The following is an 18,485-nucleotide window of genomic DNA, read 5'->3' as shown; positions in this document are numbered from 1 at the left end:
ACGGGCCGTCAGTCCCGACGTCGGGTCGTCTGCGGGCCGGTGGGGGCTTGTCGCGCAGTTCCCCGCGCCCCCAAAAGCGGGGCTGCGTTCCTGCTTCTCGCCCTTTAGGGGCGCCGGGAACTGCGCGGCCGGGTCCCACCGGCCCGCACCCGCCGCGCTTCTCCGGACCGTCGCGGTCGGTTCCGGTCGGCGGGACCCGGTTCCCGGGACGTAATGCCGACACACCGGACCGGGTGAGGGGATTCGGTGAGGCTTTCGCGGCAACGTGGCACACTTCTCGCCATGTTCGGGGCTCGGGGAGGCGTGGCGTGAGTGAGAGGCGGCCTGCGCCGACCGTGGGACAGGTGGTGCTCGGCAGACGGCTCCAGGAACTGCGCGAGGCGTCCGGCCTGAAGCGGGACGAGGCGGCGCGGATCCTGCGGGTGGCGCCCGCGACCGTCCGGCGGATGGAGATGGCCGAGGTCGCGCTGAAGATCCCGTACGTCCAGGTGCTCCTGTCGACGTACGGGGTGGGCGAGGAGGAGACGGCGGCCTTCGTGCGGCTGGTCGAGGAGGCGAACGAGCCCGGCTGGTGGCAGCGCTTCCACGACGTCCTGCCGGACTGGTTCAGCCTGTACGTGAGCCTGGAGGGCGCCGCCTCGATCATCCGGTCGTACGAGCCGCATTTCGTGCCGGGGCTGCTGCAGACCGAGGACTACGCCCGTGCCGTCCTGGAGGCGGGCACGGTCGGGCAGACGGGGACCGAGGAGATCGAACGCCATGTGTCCCTGCGGATGGCGCGGCAGAAGCTGCTCACGGGGGAACGGCCGCCCCATCTTTGGGTGATCATGGAGGAAACGGTCCTGCAGCGGCCGGTCAGTATCCGCTCCCAGGTGATGGCGGACCAGCTGGACCATCTCCTCGCGGTCGCCGAGAACGACCACATCACGCTGCAGATCGCCGAGTTCTCGGCCGGTCCGCATCCGGGGACGTACGCGCCGTTCGTACTGTTCCGGTTCGCGGAGCCGGAGCTGCCGGACATGGTCTACACGGAGTATCTGACCGGGGCGCTGTACCTGGACTCCCGCAAGGAGGTGGCCGCGCATCTGGAAGTGCTGGACCACATGGCGACGGGGGCGGCTTCCGCCCAGCGGACCAGGGAGATGATTCTGGCGCGCCGGGCGGATTTCTGACAGGGCTCCGCCCAGGGGGCTTGGAGCTTGTTCGTCGGCTGACGGTCGTCCTGGGCTGAGCGCGCAGTTCCCCGCGCCCCTGGGTAGTGGGGGTGAGCGTCGGCGCCCACGGACCTGGGTGGGTGGGCCTTGGTTCTCAGGCCGAGGTGTCCTTCGCGCCGGTGTCTTCGGGGGCGCCGGGTTCGGGGGTGGGGTCCTCGTCCACTATCTCCGCGTCCACCACGCTCTCCTCGTCCGCCGGTCCGGGCTGTTCGGTGCCGGGCTGGTCCTGCGGGGGTGACTGCTGGGCCTGGGCGTACATGGCCTGGCCCATCTTCTGGCTGACGGTGGCGAGTTTCTCGGCGCCGGTGCGCAGGGTGTTCGTGTCGGTGCCGTCCCGGTCGTTCAGGAGCGTCTGCAGCTCGGCGATCGCGGTCTCGACCTCCGCCTTGATGTCGGCCGGGATCCGCTCCTCGTTGTCGCGGATGAACTTCTCTGTCTGGTAGACGAGTTGCTCGGCCTGGTTGCGGGTCTCGGCGGCCTCGCGGCGCTTGCGGTCCTCGTCGGCGTACTGCTCGGCCTCGCGCATCATGCGGTCGATGTCGTCCTTGGCGAGCGCGGAGCCGCCAGTGACGGTCATCTTCTGCTCGCGGCCGGTGGCGAGGTCCTTCGCCGAGACGTGCATGATCCCGTTGGCGTCGATGTCGAAGGCGACCTCGATCTGCGGCAGCCCGCGCGGCGAGGGCGGCAGCCCGGTGAGGTCGAAGACGCCCAGTTTCTTGTTGTAGGCGGCGATGTCGCGTTCGCCCTGGAAGACCTGGATGCCGACGGACGGCTGGTTGTCCGTGGCGGTGGTGAAGATCTCCGAACGCCGGGTGGGAATGGTCGTGTTGCGTTCGATGAGCTTGGTCATGATGCCGCCCTTGGTCTCGATGCCCAGGGACAGCGGGGTGACGTCGAGGAGCAGGACGTCCTTCACGTCGCCGCGGATGACACCCGCCTGGAGCGCCGCGCCGAGTGCCACGACCTCGTCCGGGTTGACGCCCTTGTGCGGGTCCTTGCCGGTGAGTTCCTTGACCACCTCGGTCACCGCGGGCATCCGGGTGGAGCCGCCGACGAGGATGACGTGGTCGACCGCCGAGAGTTTCACCCCGGCGTCCTTGACCGCCTGGTGGAAGGGGGCCTTGCAGCGTTCGAGCAGGTCGGCGGTCAGCTCCTGGAACTGGGCGCGCGTCAGCTTCTCGTCCAGGTGCAGCGGGCCGTCGCCGGTCGCGGTGATGTAGGGCAGGTTGATGGTCGTCTCGGTGGACGAGGACAGCTCGATCTTGGCCTTCTCCGCGCCCTCCCGCAGCCGCTGGAGCGCCATCTTGTCCTGGGCGAGGTCGATGCCGTACTGACCCTTGAAGCGTTTGACGAGGTGCTCGACGACCCGCTGGTCCCAGTCGTCGCCGCCCAGTTGGGTGTCACCGTTGGTGGCCTTGACCTCGATGACACCGTCGCCGATCTCAAGCAGGGAGACGTCGAACGTGCCGCCGCCCAGGTCGAAGACGAGGACGGTCTGCTCCTCACCGCGGTCGAGTCCGTACGCGAGGGCCGCGGCCGTCGGTTCGTTGATGATCCGCAGGACGCTCAGGCCCGCGATCTCACCGGCCTCCTTGGTGGCCTGGCGCTGGGTGTCGTCGAAGTAGGCGGGCACCGTGATCACGGCTTCCGTGACGTCCTCACCGAGATACGCCTCTGCGTCCCGCTTCAGTTTCTGCAGCACGCGCGCGGAGAGTTCCTGCGCGCGGTAGCGGGTGCCGTCGATCGTGCCGCCGTCACTGCCGGGGAAGCGCCAAGTCGGCTCTCCCATATGGCGTTTGACGGAGCGCGCGGTGCGCTCGATGTTCGTCACGGCCTGCCGTTTGGCGACCTCTCCGACCAGCACCTCCCCGTTCTTGGCGAAGGCCACCACCGAGGGGGTCGTGCGCGCGCCCTCGGCGTTGGCCACGACCGTGGGCTCACCCCCTTCCAGTACGGCGACCACCGAGTTCGTGGTTCCGAGGTCGATCCCGACCGCACGTGCCATGTCCGTCCCCTTCCGCCCAGGTCTTGCCGCGTTCCCTCACCACGGTCCGTCACCGCGCACCCTCGCCACGGTCCATCACCGCGTTCCATCAGAAAACTTGAGTGCGATGCTGTCAATGGGGCAAGTACCCCGGACCTGCCCGGACATGACGATGCCGCGCCCTCTTCCGGGGGCGCGGCATTGCCTCAAGGGCGGTGTGCCGGAACGACGGCGCGTCAGGCGAGCTTCGCCGTCAGCGTGATCGTCGTGCCCGTCAGCGCCTGGCTGACCGGGCAGTTCTTCTTGGCGTCCTCGGCGGCGGCGGTGAACGCGGCGTCGTCGAGGCCCGGCACGGTGCCCTCCACCGTGAGGTGGATGCCCGTGATGCCCTCACCCGGCTGGAACGTGACGTCCGCGGAGGTGGTGAGCTTGGTGGACGGGGTGCCGGCGCCGGCGAGGCCGTGCGAGAGCGCCATGGAGAAGCAGCTGGAGTGGGCGGCTGCGATCAGCTCCTCCGGGCTGGTCTTGCCGTTCGCCTGCTCGGAGCGCGACGGCCACGACACCGGCTGCTCGCCGATGCCGGAGGAGTCGAAGGTGACGACGCCGTTGCCCTGAAGCAGGTTGCCTTCCCAGACGGTGTGTGCGGAGCGCGTTGTTGCCACGATGATTCCCTTTCGACGAGGTCCCGGTTCCGGGTCCGTGGCCCCATCCGATCACACTCGGGTCACCGTCGGGCTCAGCGCACGCGAAAGACCGGCCCCCGCGCGGTGAACGGCAGGGACGCGCCCTGCGGAATCAGGTAGGCGTGCTCGCGGCGGACCCGCAGCACATCGCACCAGCCGTCCGTGATGATCAGGACCGGGGCGCCCGGCGGGAAGTCCTTCGCCCGGTGCAGGACGTCGACGCCGGGCTGCAGGACCGTGCCGCCCCGGCCGTGGACGCGTACCCGGCCCGCGATCTCCGTGATCGGGACGAAGCCCGCGTCGTGCGGTGCCGCGTCGCAGAAGACGACCCGCGCCGCCGGTACGTCCCTGGCCTCGGCGTACGAGGCGATCGCGCCCAGCGCCTTGCCGAGCAGGGTGCGGTCCATGGAGCCGGAGGTGTCGAGGACCACGCCGAACGTGCAGCGGGCGATCTCCTCGGGCGGGAAGTACCGTCCGGCGCGCGGGATGTCGGGAGTGGCCGCCTGGCGACGGGACGGGCGGGCGTAGGAGCGCAGCGGCTCGGGGCGCGGGACGAACTCGTCGAACCAGCGCGCCAGTTGCGCGTCCCACGGCAGTGGCGGATGGCTGAGCGCGCGGATGTCCTCGACGAGTCCGCCGGGCAGGTACCCGCGCTCCTGCCGCTGGTGCAGATCGAGACCGTGGGCGAGGCCGCGGCGGTAGAACTCGTCGAGGTCGACGTAGTCACGGGGCGAGCCGAGGGGGCCGCCGAGGATGTCGCCCACACCTTTGCCGCGCAGGGTGGCGAGGCGTCGGTGGCGGCGCAGGTCGGTGGCGAGCCGGTCGTAGACCTCCTCGGCGGACAGGTCCCTCAACTCCTGGTCGTACAGCAGCCCTTCGGGCATCAGGCCGACCTGCATCTCGACGAGCCAGGAGTTGATGACGTAGTCGCAGGCGACGTTGAAGAGGTACGGGTCGCGGACGCCGCAGCGGTCGCCGTGGCGCAGCGCGGCGTGCAGCATCTCGTGGGCGAGGACGAACCGCCACTCCTCGTCGTCGAACTGCCGCAGCGGGTTGATGTAGATCTCGGCGGCCTCCGGGTCGACCGCGGCGACGGAGATGCCGTGCGCGTGGGCGAGTTCGGCGTCCGCGACGATCGTGATGCCGGCCGCGATACCGCCGAGCAGGGGGTACGAGGACACGAACCAGCTCAGTGCCCGCTCCCACGGCCGGCGCGGGGTGATGCCGCCGCGCATCGAGTCGCGCCGGCCGCCCGCCATGTCCATCGCGGCGGACACCGTGCGGGTCAGCGCGTGGGCGAAGGCGAGCTGCCAGTCCGGCGCGGAGCCTCCCCGCCAGGTGTCCCACGGCACCAGCAGCTGGTCCGGCTCGCCACCCGCCGTACCGCAGCGCTCGTACAGCGCGGGGATGCCGGCGCCGTCGCGGCGCCAGCGTGCGGCGAGCTGCTCCTCGTCCCCGTCGGGGTACGACATCGGCAGGTCCGCGGGGGTCAGGCCGATGGGGAAGCCGAGCAGGAAGCGGTTGACGACGACGCAGCGGGCGGCGAGGTCGAAGCGGTCGGGCTGCTCCCGCACGGTCTTGTGCGCCGGGACGTGCCCGAAGCCGAGGTGGAGGGCGGCGTGGGCGACCGCCCAGGCCCATTCGGCGGGCTGGGCCCGGCGCTTGGGATGGACGTGCAGCACACCGTCGGAGTCGACGCGGACGAGCCCGTCGCGGGGCGACTCCTCACAGTCCTCCTTGCGGCAGACGCTGAAGCCGATGGCTGCGAGGGCGCGGTTGCTCCGCACGAGCCGCATCCCCTCGGCGAACGCCTCGGCGGCCGGATCCTTCTTGGGCTGCTGCTGCGCCTGCCTGCCCGTACGGGTCACCGGCGGGCCTCCACCAGCCGGGGCATGTCGCGGGCCGCCTCCACCAGGAACCAGGCGGGCAGCACGGGGTTGCCGTCCTCGTCCGAGGCGATGACGCTCTGCGCGACCTCCACCGAGATCTCGGCGAGCTGCACGAGCAGCGACTTGGCGCGGTACGCGGTCTGCCGGCCGTTCGCCGAGGCGTGCTCCTTGCTGGTGGGCAGCTCCTTGACGAGGCGGCCCCGGAAGGACTCGGCGAGGTAGTACAGCAGGTCGCGGTCCTCGACGCGGTTCGGCCAGCGGGCCTCGCCCTTGAGGATCGCCTCGATGCCGAACCGGCTGCGGACGATCTTCACATAGCCGCAGAAGGCGACCGCGTGCGTGGGCGTCAGCGTGCCGTGCGCGATGACCCTGAGCGTCGGTTCGTCGAGCGTCGGGCCGAAGGAGCGCAGGGCGTCGGAGAGCATGTGCCAGGAGCGGGGCGTGGAGAACGGCTCCTCGGTCTTCGGCGGCTTGGACCACAGGTGGTCGGGGCGGTCGGTGAGGTGGTCGAGCACCCACGGGTGGATGTCGTTGGTCGCCGCCCACACCAGCCAGTCCTTCGCCGAGACCTCCAGATGTACGTGCGTGAGGCGGTTGACCAGCGCGGACGCGATGGGGCGGGCGAGCGCGTTGTCCGTCGAGCGGTTGCCCGCGCCGATCACGATCGAGCCCGCCGGCAGCTCGTAGTTGCCGATGCGGCGGTCGAGGATCAGCGAGTAGAAGGCCTTCTGGACGTCCGGGGTCGCCGCGTTCAGCTCGTCCAGGAAGAGGCAGTACGGCTCGTCGCGGGCGATCGCCTCCGGCGGGCAGAAGACCGAGCGGCCGTCCCTGATCTGCGGTACGCCGATCAGGTCCTCCGGTGCCAGCTGCGTACCCAGCAGGCTCACGCACTCCAGGCCGAGCGACTCGGCGAACTCCCTGACCAGGGAGGACTTTCCGATGCCCGGGGCGCCCCAGAGGAACACGGGTCGCACGGTCGCGAGACCGAGCAGTAGTTCCGGTACACGGGCGGGAGTGACGGTGACGGCTGCCTGCACGCAGGGGCTCCTGGGGGCTGGGGGGGGTGGGTCGCGCCCAGTGTGCGCGGACCCGGGCCGCCCCCGCAGCCCATTTTCCGCCGCGGCCGGTTGTCTGTCTGCGGGCGCATCGTGGCCGGCCGCGCAGTTCCCCGCGCCCCTGGAAAGACGGGGCTGCGCCCCAGTCTTTCCCCCAAGGGCCCCCGGGCCCCGCAAGGGGCGCGGGGAACTGCGCGAGCGACCCCCACCGGCCGGCAGCCGAGGCGGGCGGTTACGCCGGGCGTCGGTCGTCGAGTGCGGCGCCGTCGCCGACCGGCACCTGCGGACCGTCGTCCTCCCGCAGCCACCGGCGCAGTACCCGGTGCACCTGCTCGGCGCCGACCAGCTCCTCCCCCGCCCCCACCGGCGGCGAGAGCGTGAGCGGCGACATCAGGAAGGGCCGCCCCTGCGCCCCGCCCAGCCCCCCGTGCGACCCGATCTGCTCCTCGAACGCGAGGACCTCGCCGTCCTCGGGGTCGTACCAGGAGTTCACCATAATGTCCGCGACGTGCGGGAACGAGTGCGTGCGGCGTACCGCGTCGGCGGCGCCCGGCCCGAAGTCCGCGAGCGGGCCCGGGTCGTCGTCCAGCTCGTCCAGCGGGATCTCCGCGCCGTGCGCGCCGAGCACGAGCCCGCCGTGCTCCTCACTGCGCACGAGCACGAACCCGACCCCGGGATGGTTCGCGAGCGTGGTCAGCAGAGCGGGATGCCGCGCGTCGATCTCCTCGCGGCTCATCCGGTGCGGCACGTCCGGGAAGGACACCAGGCCCAGGTTCCCGGAGGCCAGCACGATGGGCTCCGACGGGGGCCGGGCCGGCAGGAACTGCTCGCCGCCCTCCTCCACGGGCCTGCGCAGCGCGGCCCGCACCGCCGCCCTGGCCTCGGCACCGCTGTGCGTACGCCGGACCTTGCGCGGCACGGGCAGCCCGCAGCCCGCCCGGACCAGTTCGCCGAGCCCGAGGCCGTAACGGGCGTGGAAGGTCTCCCCCGGGCTCTGGCCGTGGTCGGAGAGCAGGACCACGCGGTACGCGCGCGGCGCGTGCTCGGCGACCTGCTCGATCAGGGCCAGCGAGCGGTCCAGGCGCTGCAGGACCTTCTCCGCGTCCCGGCTGCGCGGCCCGGAGTGGTGCGCGACCTCGTCGTACGCGACCAGGTCCGCGTAGACCGAGGCGCGTCCGGCGAACATGTCCCCGATCACCGCCGCGACGACGACGTCCCTCTCGATGACGGTCGCGAAGGCCCGGATGAACGGGTAGAGCCCGCCGCGGCCGACGCGGGGCCGCTGCTTCCGCAGCCGGGCCCGGGTGGACTCACCGATCTCGCGGCCGACGTCGGCGACGAAGGACAGCGCGGTACGGACCGCGTTGGCGGGGTCGGAGAAGTACGCGAAGTAGCCCGCCCGCGAGCGGTTCTCCCTGCCTCGCCTGGCGGCCACGGAGAGCACCAGGGCCAGTTGCTCGGCGCCCCCGCTGAAGAGGTTGCCGCGGCTCGCGCCGTCCACGGTGAGCAGGCCGCCGTCGCCGGTGCGCTCTATGGCCCGGCGCTGCAGTTCCGCGGCGCTGGTGGGCCGGTTGCAGACCACGATCTCCCGGGTGTCCTTCTCGTACCAGCGGAAGGCGGGGACGTCGTGGTTGGAGCCGTGCAGGATGCCGAGCTGGCTGGCGCCGGTCTGGCTGGACCAGTCGGTGCGCCACGGTGCGAGCCGGTGGGTGGTGCGGGCTCCCGGGCCCTCGCCCAGCCAGGCGGCCACGGTGGGCATGAGACCGCGTCCGATCGCGTCCACCAGCACGTCGTGGCCGACTCCGTCGAGCTGGAGGAAGACCGTGCCGGGAGCCGACAGGGCGCCGGGCGGCGGCGCCTGTCTGCGGCGGCGGTCGGACAGCCGGTACAGCCTGCGCCGGTACGCGTCGTCGTCCCGCACGGCCAGCGCGCCACCGGTGGCCGAGGCGACCGCGGACATCACCGCGGCGACCACCACGGCGGTCTCCGGGGCGGCCTCGCTCTGCCCCGAGGGGTCCAGGCGCAGGGCCAGGATCAGGAGCGAGCCGTTCAGGAAGAAGACGAGTACGCCGAGGACGAGGGCGGGGACGAGGAGCAGGGCCCGCACGAGGAGGGGCCACACGACGGAGGAGAGCACACCGAAGGCTCCGGCGCCCAGTGCGGCGGTGACGGCGATGCTGGTGGCGCTGTCACCGTCGGTCGACTGGAGCCTGAAGTCCGGCAGGATCCCGGCGAGCACGAGCATGGTGAGTGTGGAGACCGCCCACACCGCGACACTCCGCCAGACCGCGCTGCCGACCCTCCGCCATCGTTCTTTCCCCACGTCACGCCCGCCTCACATCCGCGCCCGCCCCCTTTGCCGACAGACTCGGGCCCACCTTGCCACACCTGTCGGCGGGCCCCTTCGGCGTCGCCCGGGGGCGCGGGGAACTGCGCGACAAGCCCCCACCGGACCGGCACCCACCCACGAACGGCAGGCCCCCCGCGCCCACCGCGGGTCCGGCCATCACGCGGAGCGCTCAGCGGCCGTCGTACCCGGCCGTCGGCATGGACAGCCGACGATGCACCCGCGCCTTCATCTGCGCGTCGTAGGCGGGCTCCGCGTGCCCGACCGTCTCGACGCGCACGCCACGCCTCGCGCACTCGGCGGTGAACGCGTCGACGGAGGCGAGCGCCCGCTCCAGAACGCGGCGGCTGGGCGCGACGAACAGGTCCACGAGGCCGGCCTCGGCGTCCTCCCAGAGCGCGCAGTGGTCGGGGCGCAGCCCCCGCAGGAGCAGCTCCCTCGTGACCACGTAGCCGCGCTCGGCCGCCCAGTGCGCGCACATGGCGTGCTGGCTGCGCGAGTCCACCAGGAAGGGGTCCGCGTCCAGCTCCTCCAACGGCGTCAGGCTGGCGATCGTCGTCACGCGAAGCATGCCGGAGGTACGGCGTGTGTCTCCCATGGTGTCCCCCTCACCTCCGGGTTTCGTCGCCGACCCTACTCCTGCCCGTACGCTCGGGGGGAGTCGCGCGAAGGAGGCAAAGGAGTGCCGGTGGAGATCACTTGGTGGGGTCACGCCACCTGCACGGTCGAGGACTCGGGAGTGCGCGTGCTCACGGACCCGCTCTTCGCACGCCGGCTCGCGCATCTGCGCAGGCGCCGGGGCGCGCCCCCGTCGGCCGTGGCGGGGGTGGCCGATGTGACGCTCGTCTCGCATCTGCACGCCGACCATCTGCACATCCCGTCGCTGTCCCGGCTCGCCCCGGGCACCCGGTTGCTGGTGCCGCGCGGTGCCCGGCGGGCGGTCCCAGGACTGCGCAGGCTCGACGGACTGGAGCTCACCGAAGTGGCGCCGGGCGACCGGGTCCGGATCGGTGACCTGGTCGTACGGGTCGTCTCCGCTCGGCACGACGGGCGGCGGCTGCCGGTCGGGCCGCATCGCGCGCCCGCCCTCGGCTATGTGATCGAGGGTGAGTCCCGGACATACTTCGCCGGGGACACCGGGCTGTTCGAGTCGATGGCCGAGGAGGTCGGACCGGTCGACGTGGCGCTGCTGCCGGTCGGCGGCTGGGGGCCGCACCTGGGCGAGGGGCACCTGGACGCGGGCCGGGCGGCCGACGCGCTGGCCCTGCTGCGCCCCGGCAGCGCGGTGCCGGTGCACTACGGCACGTTCTGGCCCATCGGGATGGATTCCGTGCGCCCCCATGAATTCCACGCACCGGGCGCCGAGTTCGTGCGCCTGGCCGCCGAGCGCGCGCCCGGCGTGACCGTGCACCAGCTCGACCAGGGCGAAAGTGTGCGACCCGGGATCGTTGGGTACCGGTCCTTCCCTGGGGACGCACCGGCTGGTCGGGGCGACGACGAGCGGGAGGGCGGGACCCGGTGAGACCTGTGCTCGCCGTCGCGGTCACGACCGTGCCGACTGTGGCCACTCAGCAGGCGCTCGGTTATCCGTCGCTGTTTTTGCTGGTGCTGATCGGCGCGCTGGTACCGGTCATTCCCACGGGTGCGCTGGTGAGTTCGGCGGCCGTGGTGGCCGTCCACCAGGCGGCGCCCTTCTCGATGCTGATGGTCTTCGTGGTGTCGGCGCTGGCCGCGTTCCTCGGGGACATGGCGCTGTACTGGCTCGGGCGACGCGGCATGAAGTCGAAGAACGGCTCACGCTGGCTCGCGGCGATCCGCGACCGCGCGCCCGAGGACCGGCTCGCCCAGGCGCAGGGGAAGCTCGCCGACCACGGGGTCGCGGTGCTGGTGCTGTCCCGGCTGGTCCCCGCGGGGCGCATCCCGGTGATGCTCGCCTGTCTGATGGCGAAGTGGCCGATGCGCCGGTTCGCCCACGGCAACGCGCCGGCCTGCCTCGCGTGGGCCGCGACGTACCAGCTCATCGGGGTGCTGGGCGGTTCCCTGTTCAAGGAACCGTGGGAGGGCGTGCTCGCGGCGGTCCTCCTGACCGTGCTCCTCAGCCTGGCCCCGACGCTGTGGCGCCGCGTCCGCAGCGCGGCCGCCCGCTAGGGCGCCCCGCCAGGGGCGCGGGGAACGGCGCGACCAGCCCCCACCGGCCCGCAGCGCACAAACCACCCTGCACAGGACCGTCCTGAACCTGCGGGTCCGTCGTGGCCGGCCGCGCAGTTCCCCGCGCCCCTGACAGGGCCCGGCTGGACGGTCACGGCAGGCGCGTGTGGCCCCCGCCGACAGGGGCCGCGCGCCCTTCAAGGGCGCGGAGAACTGCGCGGCCCGCCCCCACCGGCCCGCAGCGCGCCGACAGCAGCAAGCCACCCTGCGACGCCGTCATGCAGCCGCGGGCACGTCGTGGCTGGCCGCGCAGTTCCCCGCGCCCCTTGCGGGGCCCCGAAGGGACGGTCACGGCAGGATTCGGGAGGCGCCCACCGGGAGGTCCCACAGGTTGTCCCGGGGCAGGCCCGCCCCCTCCCAGGCCGTACGGACGCGCGTGAGCGGTTCCATCACGGGCTCGGCCGACAGGACGAAGGTGGCCCAGTGCATGGGAGCCATCCGACGGGCACCGAGGTCCTGAGCCGCCCGTACCGCGTCCTCCGGATCGCAGTGCACATCGCTCAGCCACCACCGCGGGTCGTACGCGCCGATCGGCAGCAGCGCCAGATCGATGCCGGGATAGCGCGCGCCGATCCGGGCGAACCAGTGCCCGTACCCCGTGTCCCCCGCGAAGTACACCCGTCTGCCGTCGGACGCGGTCAGCACCCAACCGCCCCACAACGTGCGGCACGTGTCGTGGAGGCCGCGCTTGGACCAGTGGTGGGCCGGCACGAAGTCCAGGCGGACACCGCGGAGTTCGGCCGCCTCCCACCAGTCCAGCTCGGTCACCCGCGTGAAGCGGCGGCGCCGGAACCACCGGCCGAGGCCCGCCGGGACGAACACCGGTGTGTCACGCGGAAGCCGGCGCAGGGTCGGCGCGTCCAGATGGTCGTAGTGGTTGTGGGAGATGACGACCGCGTCGATACGCGGCAGCGCGCTCCAGGGCACCCCGACCGGGGTGATCCGGGCGGGCGTTCCGAGGATCCTGCGGGACCAGACCGGGTCGGTGAGCACCGTGAGGCCACCGATCCGGACCACCCAACTGGCGTGCCCCGCCCAGGAGACGGCGACCGTGTCGGAGTCGACCCGCGGCAACGGGCCCGGCTCGTAAGGAAGTCGGGGAATGTCGGTGAGCCCTTCGGGACCCGGTCGCAGCGCCCCCTCGCGGGCGAACCGCGCGAAGCCGCTGAGGCCGGGCAGCGGTGCGGTGAGCCGCCCGGCGAAGGAGCGGGGCCAGACCCGCCGTTCACCGAGCGGCCTCGGCTCGGCGAGCGGCCCTCCGGCATCAGGTGGGGCGGAGGTCGTGGTCGTCGTGGTGGTCGTGGCCGACTCGGGCTGCTGCGTCATCGAGGGGACTCCCGTCGCCGAGCGTCATCGTCGTCGCGGAGATCGTCGAAGGTCGATCCCAGCAGACTCAACTTGCTTCTCACATGGGGCAGTTCCAGGGGTTCCGGTGACAGAAGAGACGCCATGCGCTCGTCGTCGGTTGTGCCGAGGAACGGTCCGGTGCACAGCCGTACGCGCAGGGCGCCGAGGTCGTCCCCGAAGCGGTGTCCGCCGGGCGTCGGCATGCCCAGGCGGACGCTGAGGAAGTCCTCCAGTTCCTGCGCGTCACCGACCCCGAGCGCGCCGAGCGCGGACCGCAGCGGACCGAGGTCGGCGTACAGGTGGCGCCCCGCCCGAGGGGGCCGGACGAGGGCACCCGCCGCGGTGAGCGCCCGGTGCGCGGCGGCGGCCACGCGCGCGTGCAGCGTTACGGACGCGGCGAGGCGGTGCGTGATCTCGTCGGGTTCGCCGAGCGCGTACGCGGCGGCCGAGGCGACCGGCGCGGCGATCCGGGCGTCGAGGGCGGTGAGGACGTCGAGGACGCGGTCGCGCAGCAGCGTGCCGGTGTCGTTGCCGGGGAAGCGGGCGATCGCGGCGGGCCAGCCGGCCGGGAGGAACGGGCCGCAGAGGTCGGTCAGGACCGTGACCCGGTCCGGCAGCATCTCGGCGGGGCCGATCAGCACGGTGTCCTGCGGCTCGTGCAGCGTGTCGCGCCAGGTCTCGTCGCTGACCACGTGCAGACCCTCGCCCGCGGCGGCCTCGACGGTCTCGTGGACCAGCTCGGGCGGCGCGACGGTCGCGGCGGGATCGTCGGCCACGGACAGGACGAGCAGCCGCGGATCGCCGCCCTCGGCACGCACCCGGCGCACGGTCTCCAGGAGGGCGTACGGGTCCGGGACGCCGCCGCACTCGGCGGGCGTGCCCACCGGGAAGACGGACGCGCCCAGCAGACGGGCCTGCGGCGTCCACCAGGCCGCGCAGGGGCGCGGCACCAGCACGTCACCGCCGAGTGCCGCGGTCAGCGCGAGGAGCAGGGCGGGGGCGCCGGGCGCCGCGACGGTCCGGTCGCGGTCGGCGGGCAGTCCGCGCCGGGTCCAGTAGCCGCGGGCCGCGTCCAGGAGGGCGGCGCTCCCGCCGGTCGGTTCGGTGTGCGTGCCGTTCGCCGCGGCGACGAGTCCGGGTGGTGGCGGCAGGCCGTGGCCCGGGAGGGGTGGGCCGTAACGGACAGGTCCGTGCCCTTCCGGCTCGGTCCGCCGCATCTGTGTACCTCCGCGCAGTGCTCCCTGGACCCGCCGGTCCGGATTCCCACGGTGCCGTCGTGCTCCTGGGGCCCGTCGAGGTCTGTGCTTCGGCGGGGTCCGTGCTTCGGCGGGGTCCGTGCTTCTGGGCTCCCCGTACCCGGTGATCCGCTTCGCAACTCAGCCGTTCGGCGACGACTCCCGGTGGCGCAGTTTGTGGACGGCGGCGCCGAGCGCGCCCGCGATGAGGACACCGCCGGACACGAGGGCGGCCGGGGAATCGTTGAAGGTGCCGCCCTCTCCCGCGTGCACGCCGTGCGGGACCCGCGTGCCGTGCGAGCTGTCGTGGGACGCGCCGAGGGACACCGTGAAGGGCGCGCTCCACTCCTTGCCCCGGCCGCCGGGCGCCGCGGGGCAGACGCCCTCGGCCCGCCACTCGGAGGTCCTGCCGTTGCCGCCCGGGCCGCCGCCCGCCTCGAAGTCCGCGGCCGGCGCGATACGGGCGGTGCCGCTGTAGGTGAGGCCGCCCCGCGCCTCCTCCTTGCCCGCGGGGTCGTCCCGGCCTCCCGGCTCGCCGGCGCCCGCGGGCTCCTCGGGGACGGCCGGCGGGCCCACGTCGTCCGGGCCCACCGGGTCCTCGTCACCCATGCCGGCCGGATCCTCGACGCCCGCCGGGTCGTCCATCCCGGTGAGGTCGTCCATGCCGTCGGGGTCGTCCGTTCCGGCGGGGTCGTCCTTGCGTCCGGAGTGTCCGGAGTGCCCGGTCCTGTGCAGTTGCACGGTGTCGTGCTCGAAGGCCTCGGAGGTGGCGTCGACGGTCCCGGGCGGGTGTCCGCCCACCGCTTCGCAGGTGACGGAGACGGTGACGCTGCCGCCGGGGGCCACCGTGCGCGGGCTGACCTCGGCCCCCGGGTTCGCGGACGCGGCCGTCGCGGCGGTGCCGAGTACGAGGGTGGTGAAGGCGGTGGCGGACAGTGCGCGAGCGGTACGGCTCAGCGGCATGGGGCTCGGTCTCCTTCGGCCGTCGGCTGGGGACCCCCACGCCCGGGTACGGCGGCGGAGGCGGGGCACGACCGGCATGCCCCGCAGCCCATCAGAGCCCGGCCCCGCCCGGGGCGCGCGCGGCCGGACACCATTCGTGCCACGCGGACGCCCGAGCGGGTGAAACGGCACGTACCTGTGCCGAAGGCGTCGGAAGAGCGCCTAAGACGTCAGACGTCCTGGCGCACGAGATGCCACACACCTGTCAGAGATGCCACACGACGGTCACGCGACGTCCTGCATGACCTGGTCCCGCAGCCGGTCGCAGCAGCGGCTGATCAGCCGGGAGACATGCATCTGGGAGATGCCGAGCTGTTCGGCGATACGGCTCTGGGTCATGTCGCTGAAGAAGCGCATGTAGAGGATGGCCCGTTCGCGTTCGGACAGGGCCTCCAAACGCGGCTTGACCGACTCGCGGTCGATCACTATGTCGAGGGCCGGGTCGGCGGAGCCGAGCGCATCGCTCAGGGAGTAGCCGTCCTCGCTGCCCGGCAGTTCGGCGTCCAGCGAGAGGGCCGTGAAGCTCTCCAGCGCCTCCAGACCGGTGCGTACGTCGTCCTCGCTCATCTGCGCGTGCTCGGCGATCTCCTCGACCGTGGGCTGCCGGCCGGAGATGGTCTGGGACAGCTCCTGACGCGCGAAGCGGACGCGGTTACGCAGGTCCTGGACCCGGCGCGGCACATGCAGGGTCCACATGTGATCACGGAAGTGACGCTTGATCTCACCGGTGACGGTCGGCACGGCGTAGCTCTCGAAGGCGTTGCCGCGCTCGGGGTCGTACCGGTCGACGGCCTTGACCAGACCGAGCGCCGCGACCTGCCGCAGGTCCTCGAAGTTCTCACCGCGGCTGCGGAACCGGCCGGCCAGCCGCTCCGCCATGGGCAGCCAGGCTTCGATGATCCGGTCGCGGAGGGTGTCGCGCAGATGGCCCGGAGGCAGCGAGGCGAGTGTGCGGAAGTCCTCCGCGGTGTCGGGGGCGTCGTCGTGCGGATGGTGCCTGGCGCTCGCGTGAGTTCGCATGATGACTGCAACTCCCTTGAGGGGTGCTCTGATCGGGCGGGCAACCGTGGGAGCGCACCCTGAGCCGGACGGGCACACCCGTGGGCGGGGAACACACCACTCTCACGGACGTGCCTCCTGTCCGAAGCACTGGGTGTTCGCCTGCCCCGGGTTCCACGGGGCAAACACGCGGGTGCCGGGACCGGTCGGGCCGGGTCGCACCATGACCCGAAGACCTCGTGTCGATGTTCGGGGCTCGGGTACGCGAGGGTCACCCCGAACATCTGGAGGGACACATGGAGCGAGGCAGCAACCGCCTCAGCGCCCACCGGGACGAGGAGATGAAGCACGAACTGCAGGGCCTGCTGAGGTCGGGCCATCCGACCCGGGCGGAGGAGTGGCACGACCCGGAACCGGTCGCCGACGACGATCCGCCGGTTGCCGGCGGCCCGGTACGGCCGGGCGCGGGCAGCACGACCGTGGCGGCCGTGCGCCTCGAACTGGCGCGGAGTCTGGGCCGTACGTCGTTCCCCGCGGGGCCGCGGGAGCTGATCGGTGTCCTGCGCGACCAGTACGCGCCGGACACGCTGGTCGAGCCGCTGGAACGGCTGCCGGAGGACGCGCGTTACGCCAACGCCCAGGAACTGGCCGAGGCCCTCGTGCGTTCCGCCACGCCGGAGACCTGACCGCCAGAGATGCGCCGTTCCCCGCGCCCCTGTCCAGGGGCGCGGGGAACGGCGCATCTTTAGGGGCGCGGGGAACTGCGCGACAAGCCCCCACCGCCCCGCACCCGCAACACAACCGGTCGACCCCGCCCCATCCAGCGAAGCGCAAGCGCAAGCGCTAGCGCGAACGCTCGACCCGGCGTTCGTCCCACACCGGCTCCGCCGTCTCCCGCACCCGCCCGTCGCTCCCGAACACCAGATACCGGTCGAACTCGCGGGCGAACCACCGGTCGTGGGTGACGGCCAGCACCGTGCCCTGATACGCCTCAAGCCCTTCCTGAAGGGCCTCCGCCGACTCCAGGTCGAGGTTGTCCGTCGGCTCGTCGAGGAGCAGGGCCGTGGACCCCTCCAGTTCGAGCAGGAGGATCTGGAAGCGGGCCTGCTGGCCACCGGACAGCCGGTCGAACCGCTGCTCCGCCTGGGCCGTCAGCTCGTACCGCCGCAGCCGGGACATCGCCGCGCCCCTGTCCTGGGAGTGCTCGCTCCACAGGATGTCGAGCAGCGCGCGTCCCTGCAGCTCGGGATGCGCGTGGGTCTGGGCGAAGTGACCGGCCACGACCCGCGCGCCGAGCTTCCACTCCCCCGTGTGCGCCACGTCGCCGCCCGCCAGCAGCCGCAGGAAGTGCGACTTGCCCGAGCCGTTCGAGCCGAGGACGGCGACCCGTTCGCCGTAGAAGACCTCCAGGTCGAAGGGTTTCATCAGCCCGGTCAGTTCGAGCCCCTTGCAGGTCACGGCCCGTATGCCGGTGCGTCCGCCGTGCAGGCGCATCGTGATGTCCTGCTCGCGCGGCGGCTCCGGCGGCGGCCCGGCCTCCTCGAACTTGCGCAGTCTGGTCTGCGCGGCCTGGTAGCGCGAGGCCAGCTCATGGCTGATCGAGGCGGCCTGGCGCAGGTTCAGTACGAGCTTCTTCAGCTGGGCGTGCTTCTCGTCCCAGCGCCGCCGCAGCTCCTCGAAGCGCGCGAAGCGCTCACGGCGGGCCTCGTGGTACGTGGCGAAGCCGCCGCCGTGCACCCAGGCGTCGGCGCCGGCCGGTCCCGGCTCCACGCTGACGATCTTCTGGGCGGAACGGGCGAGCAGTTCCCGGTCGTGGGAGACGAACAGGACCGTCTTACGGGTCTCCCGCAGCTTCTCCTCCAGCCAGCGCTTGCCGGGGACGTCGAGGTAGTTGTCCGGCTCGTCGAGGAGCAGCACCTCGTCGGAGCCGCGCAGCAGCGCCTCAAGGACGAGCCGCTTCTGCTCACCGCCCGACAGGGTCCGTACCTCGCGGAACTGCGCCTTGTCGTACGGGACGCCGAGCGCGGCCGTGGTGCAGATGTCCCAGAGCGTCTCGGCCTCGTACCCCTGGACCTCGGCCCAGTCGGAGAGCGCCTGCGCGTACTGGAGCTGGGCGGCCTCGTCGTCGACCGTCATGATGCCGTGCTCGGCGCGGTCCACGGCCTGGGCGGCCTCGCGGATCCTGGGCTGGGCCACCGACACGAGCAGGTCGCGCACGGTCGTCTCGTCCCGTACGGATCCCACGAACTGGCGCATCACCCCGAGTCCGCCGCTCACCGTGACCGTGCCGCCGTGCGGTTTCAGCTCGCCCGAGATCAGCCGCAGCAGTGTCGTTTTTCCGGCGCCGTTGGGTCCCACGAGCGCCACCACGGCCCCTTCGCCCACCCGGAAGGAGACGTCGCCGAGCAGCGCCCTCCCGTCGGGGAGGTAGTACTCCAGGTGCGCGGCTTCGAGATGTCCCATGGTCGCGCATTGTCCGGGGCGGACGGGCGCCGGGGCAAACCGATATGCGCGCCGGCGGC

The 18,485-nt window shown here is 72.5% G+C and carries 14 protein-coding genes and 1 pseudogene; 4 read left to right on the top strand and 11 right to left on the bottom strand.

Features of this window, described 5'->3' with window-relative positions; genetic code table 11:
- The first annotated feature begins 308 nt into the window (after positions 1 to 308).
- Positions 309 to 1,172: a helix-turn-helix domain-containing protein gene (locus ACH4DZ_RS20595; RefSeq protein ID WP_398288627.1), complete on the top strand. Its 864-nt coding sequence runs from the start codon at positions 309 to 311 to the stop codon at positions 1,170 to 1,172.
- Positions 1,173 to 1,308: 136 nt separating this feature from the next.
- Here the strand turns inward: ACH4DZ_RS20595 and dnaK are convergent, their stop codons facing one another.
- The 6 genes from dnaK to ACH4DZ_RS20565 form a co-directional block, all read right to left on the bottom strand.
- Entirely contained in the window at positions 1,309 to 3,219 is a 1,911-nt protein-coding gene (gene dnaK / locus ACH4DZ_RS20590; RefSeq protein WP_398288626.1) for a molecular chaperone DnaK, read from the bottom strand.
- A gap of 215 nt (positions 3,220 to 3,434) precedes the next feature.
- Complete coding sequence (locus ACH4DZ_RS20585; protein ID WP_398288625.1) at positions 3,435 to 3,860, bottom strand: OsmC family peroxiredoxin; 426 nt, start codon at positions 3,858 to 3,860, stop codon at positions 3,435 to 3,437.
- 74 nt (positions 3,861 to 3,934) lie between these two features.
- Positions 3,935 to 5,677: a hypothetical protein gene (locus ACH4DZ_RS20580; RefSeq protein ID WP_398288758.1), complete on the bottom strand. Its 1,743-nt coding sequence runs from the start codon at positions 5,675 to 5,677 to the stop codon at positions 3,935 to 3,937.
- A gap of 68 nt (positions 5,678 to 5,745) precedes the next feature.
- Positions 5,746 to 6,807: an ATP-binding protein gene (locus tag ACH4DZ_RS20575; protein WP_398288624.1), complete on the bottom strand. Its 1,062-nt coding sequence runs from the start codon at positions 6,805 to 6,807 to the stop codon at positions 5,746 to 5,748.
- Between the two features lie 250 nt (positions 6,808 to 7,057).
- Positions 7,058 to 9,148, bottom strand: coding sequence for an alkaline phosphatase family protein (locus ACH4DZ_RS20570; protein ID WP_398288623.1), 2,091 nt, complete (start codon positions 9,146 to 9,148; stop codon positions 7,058 to 7,060).
- Between the two features lie 196 nt (positions 9,149 to 9,344).
- Positions 9,345 to 9,770: a hypothetical protein gene (locus tag ACH4DZ_RS20565; protein ID WP_398288622.1), complete on the bottom strand. Its 426-nt coding sequence runs from the start codon at positions 9,768 to 9,770 to the stop codon at positions 9,345 to 9,347.
- An 84-nt stretch (positions 9,771 to 9,854) separates the two neighbouring features.
- Here ACH4DZ_RS20565 and ACH4DZ_RS20560 point away from each other — a divergent pair.
- Positions 9,855 to 10,619 (top strand): annotated as a pseudogene (locus ACH4DZ_RS20560) (MBL fold metallo-hydrolase); the annotation flags it as partial.
- Positions 10,620 to 10,690: 71 nt separating this feature from the next.
- Positions 10,691 to 11,320: a DedA family protein gene (locus ACH4DZ_RS20555; RefSeq protein ID WP_398288621.1), complete on the top strand. Its 630-nt coding sequence runs from the start codon at positions 10,691 to 10,693 to the stop codon at positions 11,318 to 11,320.
- Positions 11,321 to 11,668: 348 nt separating this feature from the next.
- On the opposite strand, the gene ACH4DZ_RS20550 is transcribed toward ACH4DZ_RS20555, so the two are convergent.
- From ACH4DZ_RS20550 to ACH4DZ_RS20535, 4 genes are all read right to left on the bottom strand, one after another.
- Entirely contained in the window at positions 11,669 to 12,706 is a 1,038-nt protein-coding gene (locus tag ACH4DZ_RS20550; protein WP_398288619.1) for an MBL fold metallo-hydrolase, read from the bottom strand.
- Complete coding sequence (locus tag ACH4DZ_RS20545; RefSeq protein WP_398288618.1) at positions 12,703 to 13,944, bottom strand: aminotransferase class I/II-fold pyridoxal phosphate-dependent enzyme; 1,242 nt, start codon at positions 13,942 to 13,944, stop codon at positions 12,703 to 12,705. Before ACH4DZ_RS20545 ends, ACH4DZ_RS20550 begins: the two co-directional genes overlap by 4 nt.
- A gap of 159 nt (positions 13,945 to 14,103) precedes the next feature.
- On the bottom strand, positions 14,104 to 14,925 hold the full coding sequence (locus ACH4DZ_RS20540) for a hypothetical protein (RefSeq protein ID WP_398288617.1): 822 nt from the start codon (positions 14,923 to 14,925) through the stop codon (positions 14,104 to 14,106).
- A 264-nt stretch (positions 14,926 to 15,189) separates the two neighbouring features.
- Entirely contained in the window at positions 15,190 to 15,984 is a 795-nt protein-coding gene (locus tag ACH4DZ_RS20535; RefSeq protein ID WP_398288615.1) for an RNA polymerase sigma factor SigF, read from the bottom strand.
- Positions 15,985 to 16,259: 275 nt separating this feature from the next.
- Here ACH4DZ_RS20535 and ACH4DZ_RS20530 point away from each other — a divergent pair, with 275 nt between their 5' ends.
- Positions 16,260 to 16,649, top strand: a complete 390-nt coding sequence (locus ACH4DZ_RS20530) for a DUF2795 domain-containing protein (protein WP_398288613.1) — start codon at positions 16,260 to 16,262, stop codon at positions 16,647 to 16,649.
- Positions 16,650 to 16,806: 157 nt separating this feature from the next.
- Here ACH4DZ_RS20530 and ACH4DZ_RS20525 read toward each other — a convergent pair whose 3' ends face one another.
- The gene (locus ACH4DZ_RS20525; RefSeq protein ID WP_398288612.1) at positions 16,807 to 18,426 is read right to left on the bottom strand and encodes an ABC-F family ATP-binding cassette domain-containing protein; all 1,620 of its coding nucleotides are present in this window, start codon (positions 18,424 to 18,426) and stop codon (positions 16,807 to 16,809) included.
- Between the last annotated feature and the right edge of the window lie 59 nt (positions 18,427 to 18,485).

Origin of the sequence: Streptomyces sp. NPDC017991 (genome assembly GCF_044328075.1) — a bacterium.
In the GTDB taxonomy this organism is placed as follows: domain Bacteria; phylum Actinomycetota; class Actinomycetes; order Streptomycetales; family Streptomycetaceae; genus Streptomyces.
Note: the sequence above shows the minus strand (reverse complement) of the source record. Positions and strands in the feature narration are given on the sequence as shown.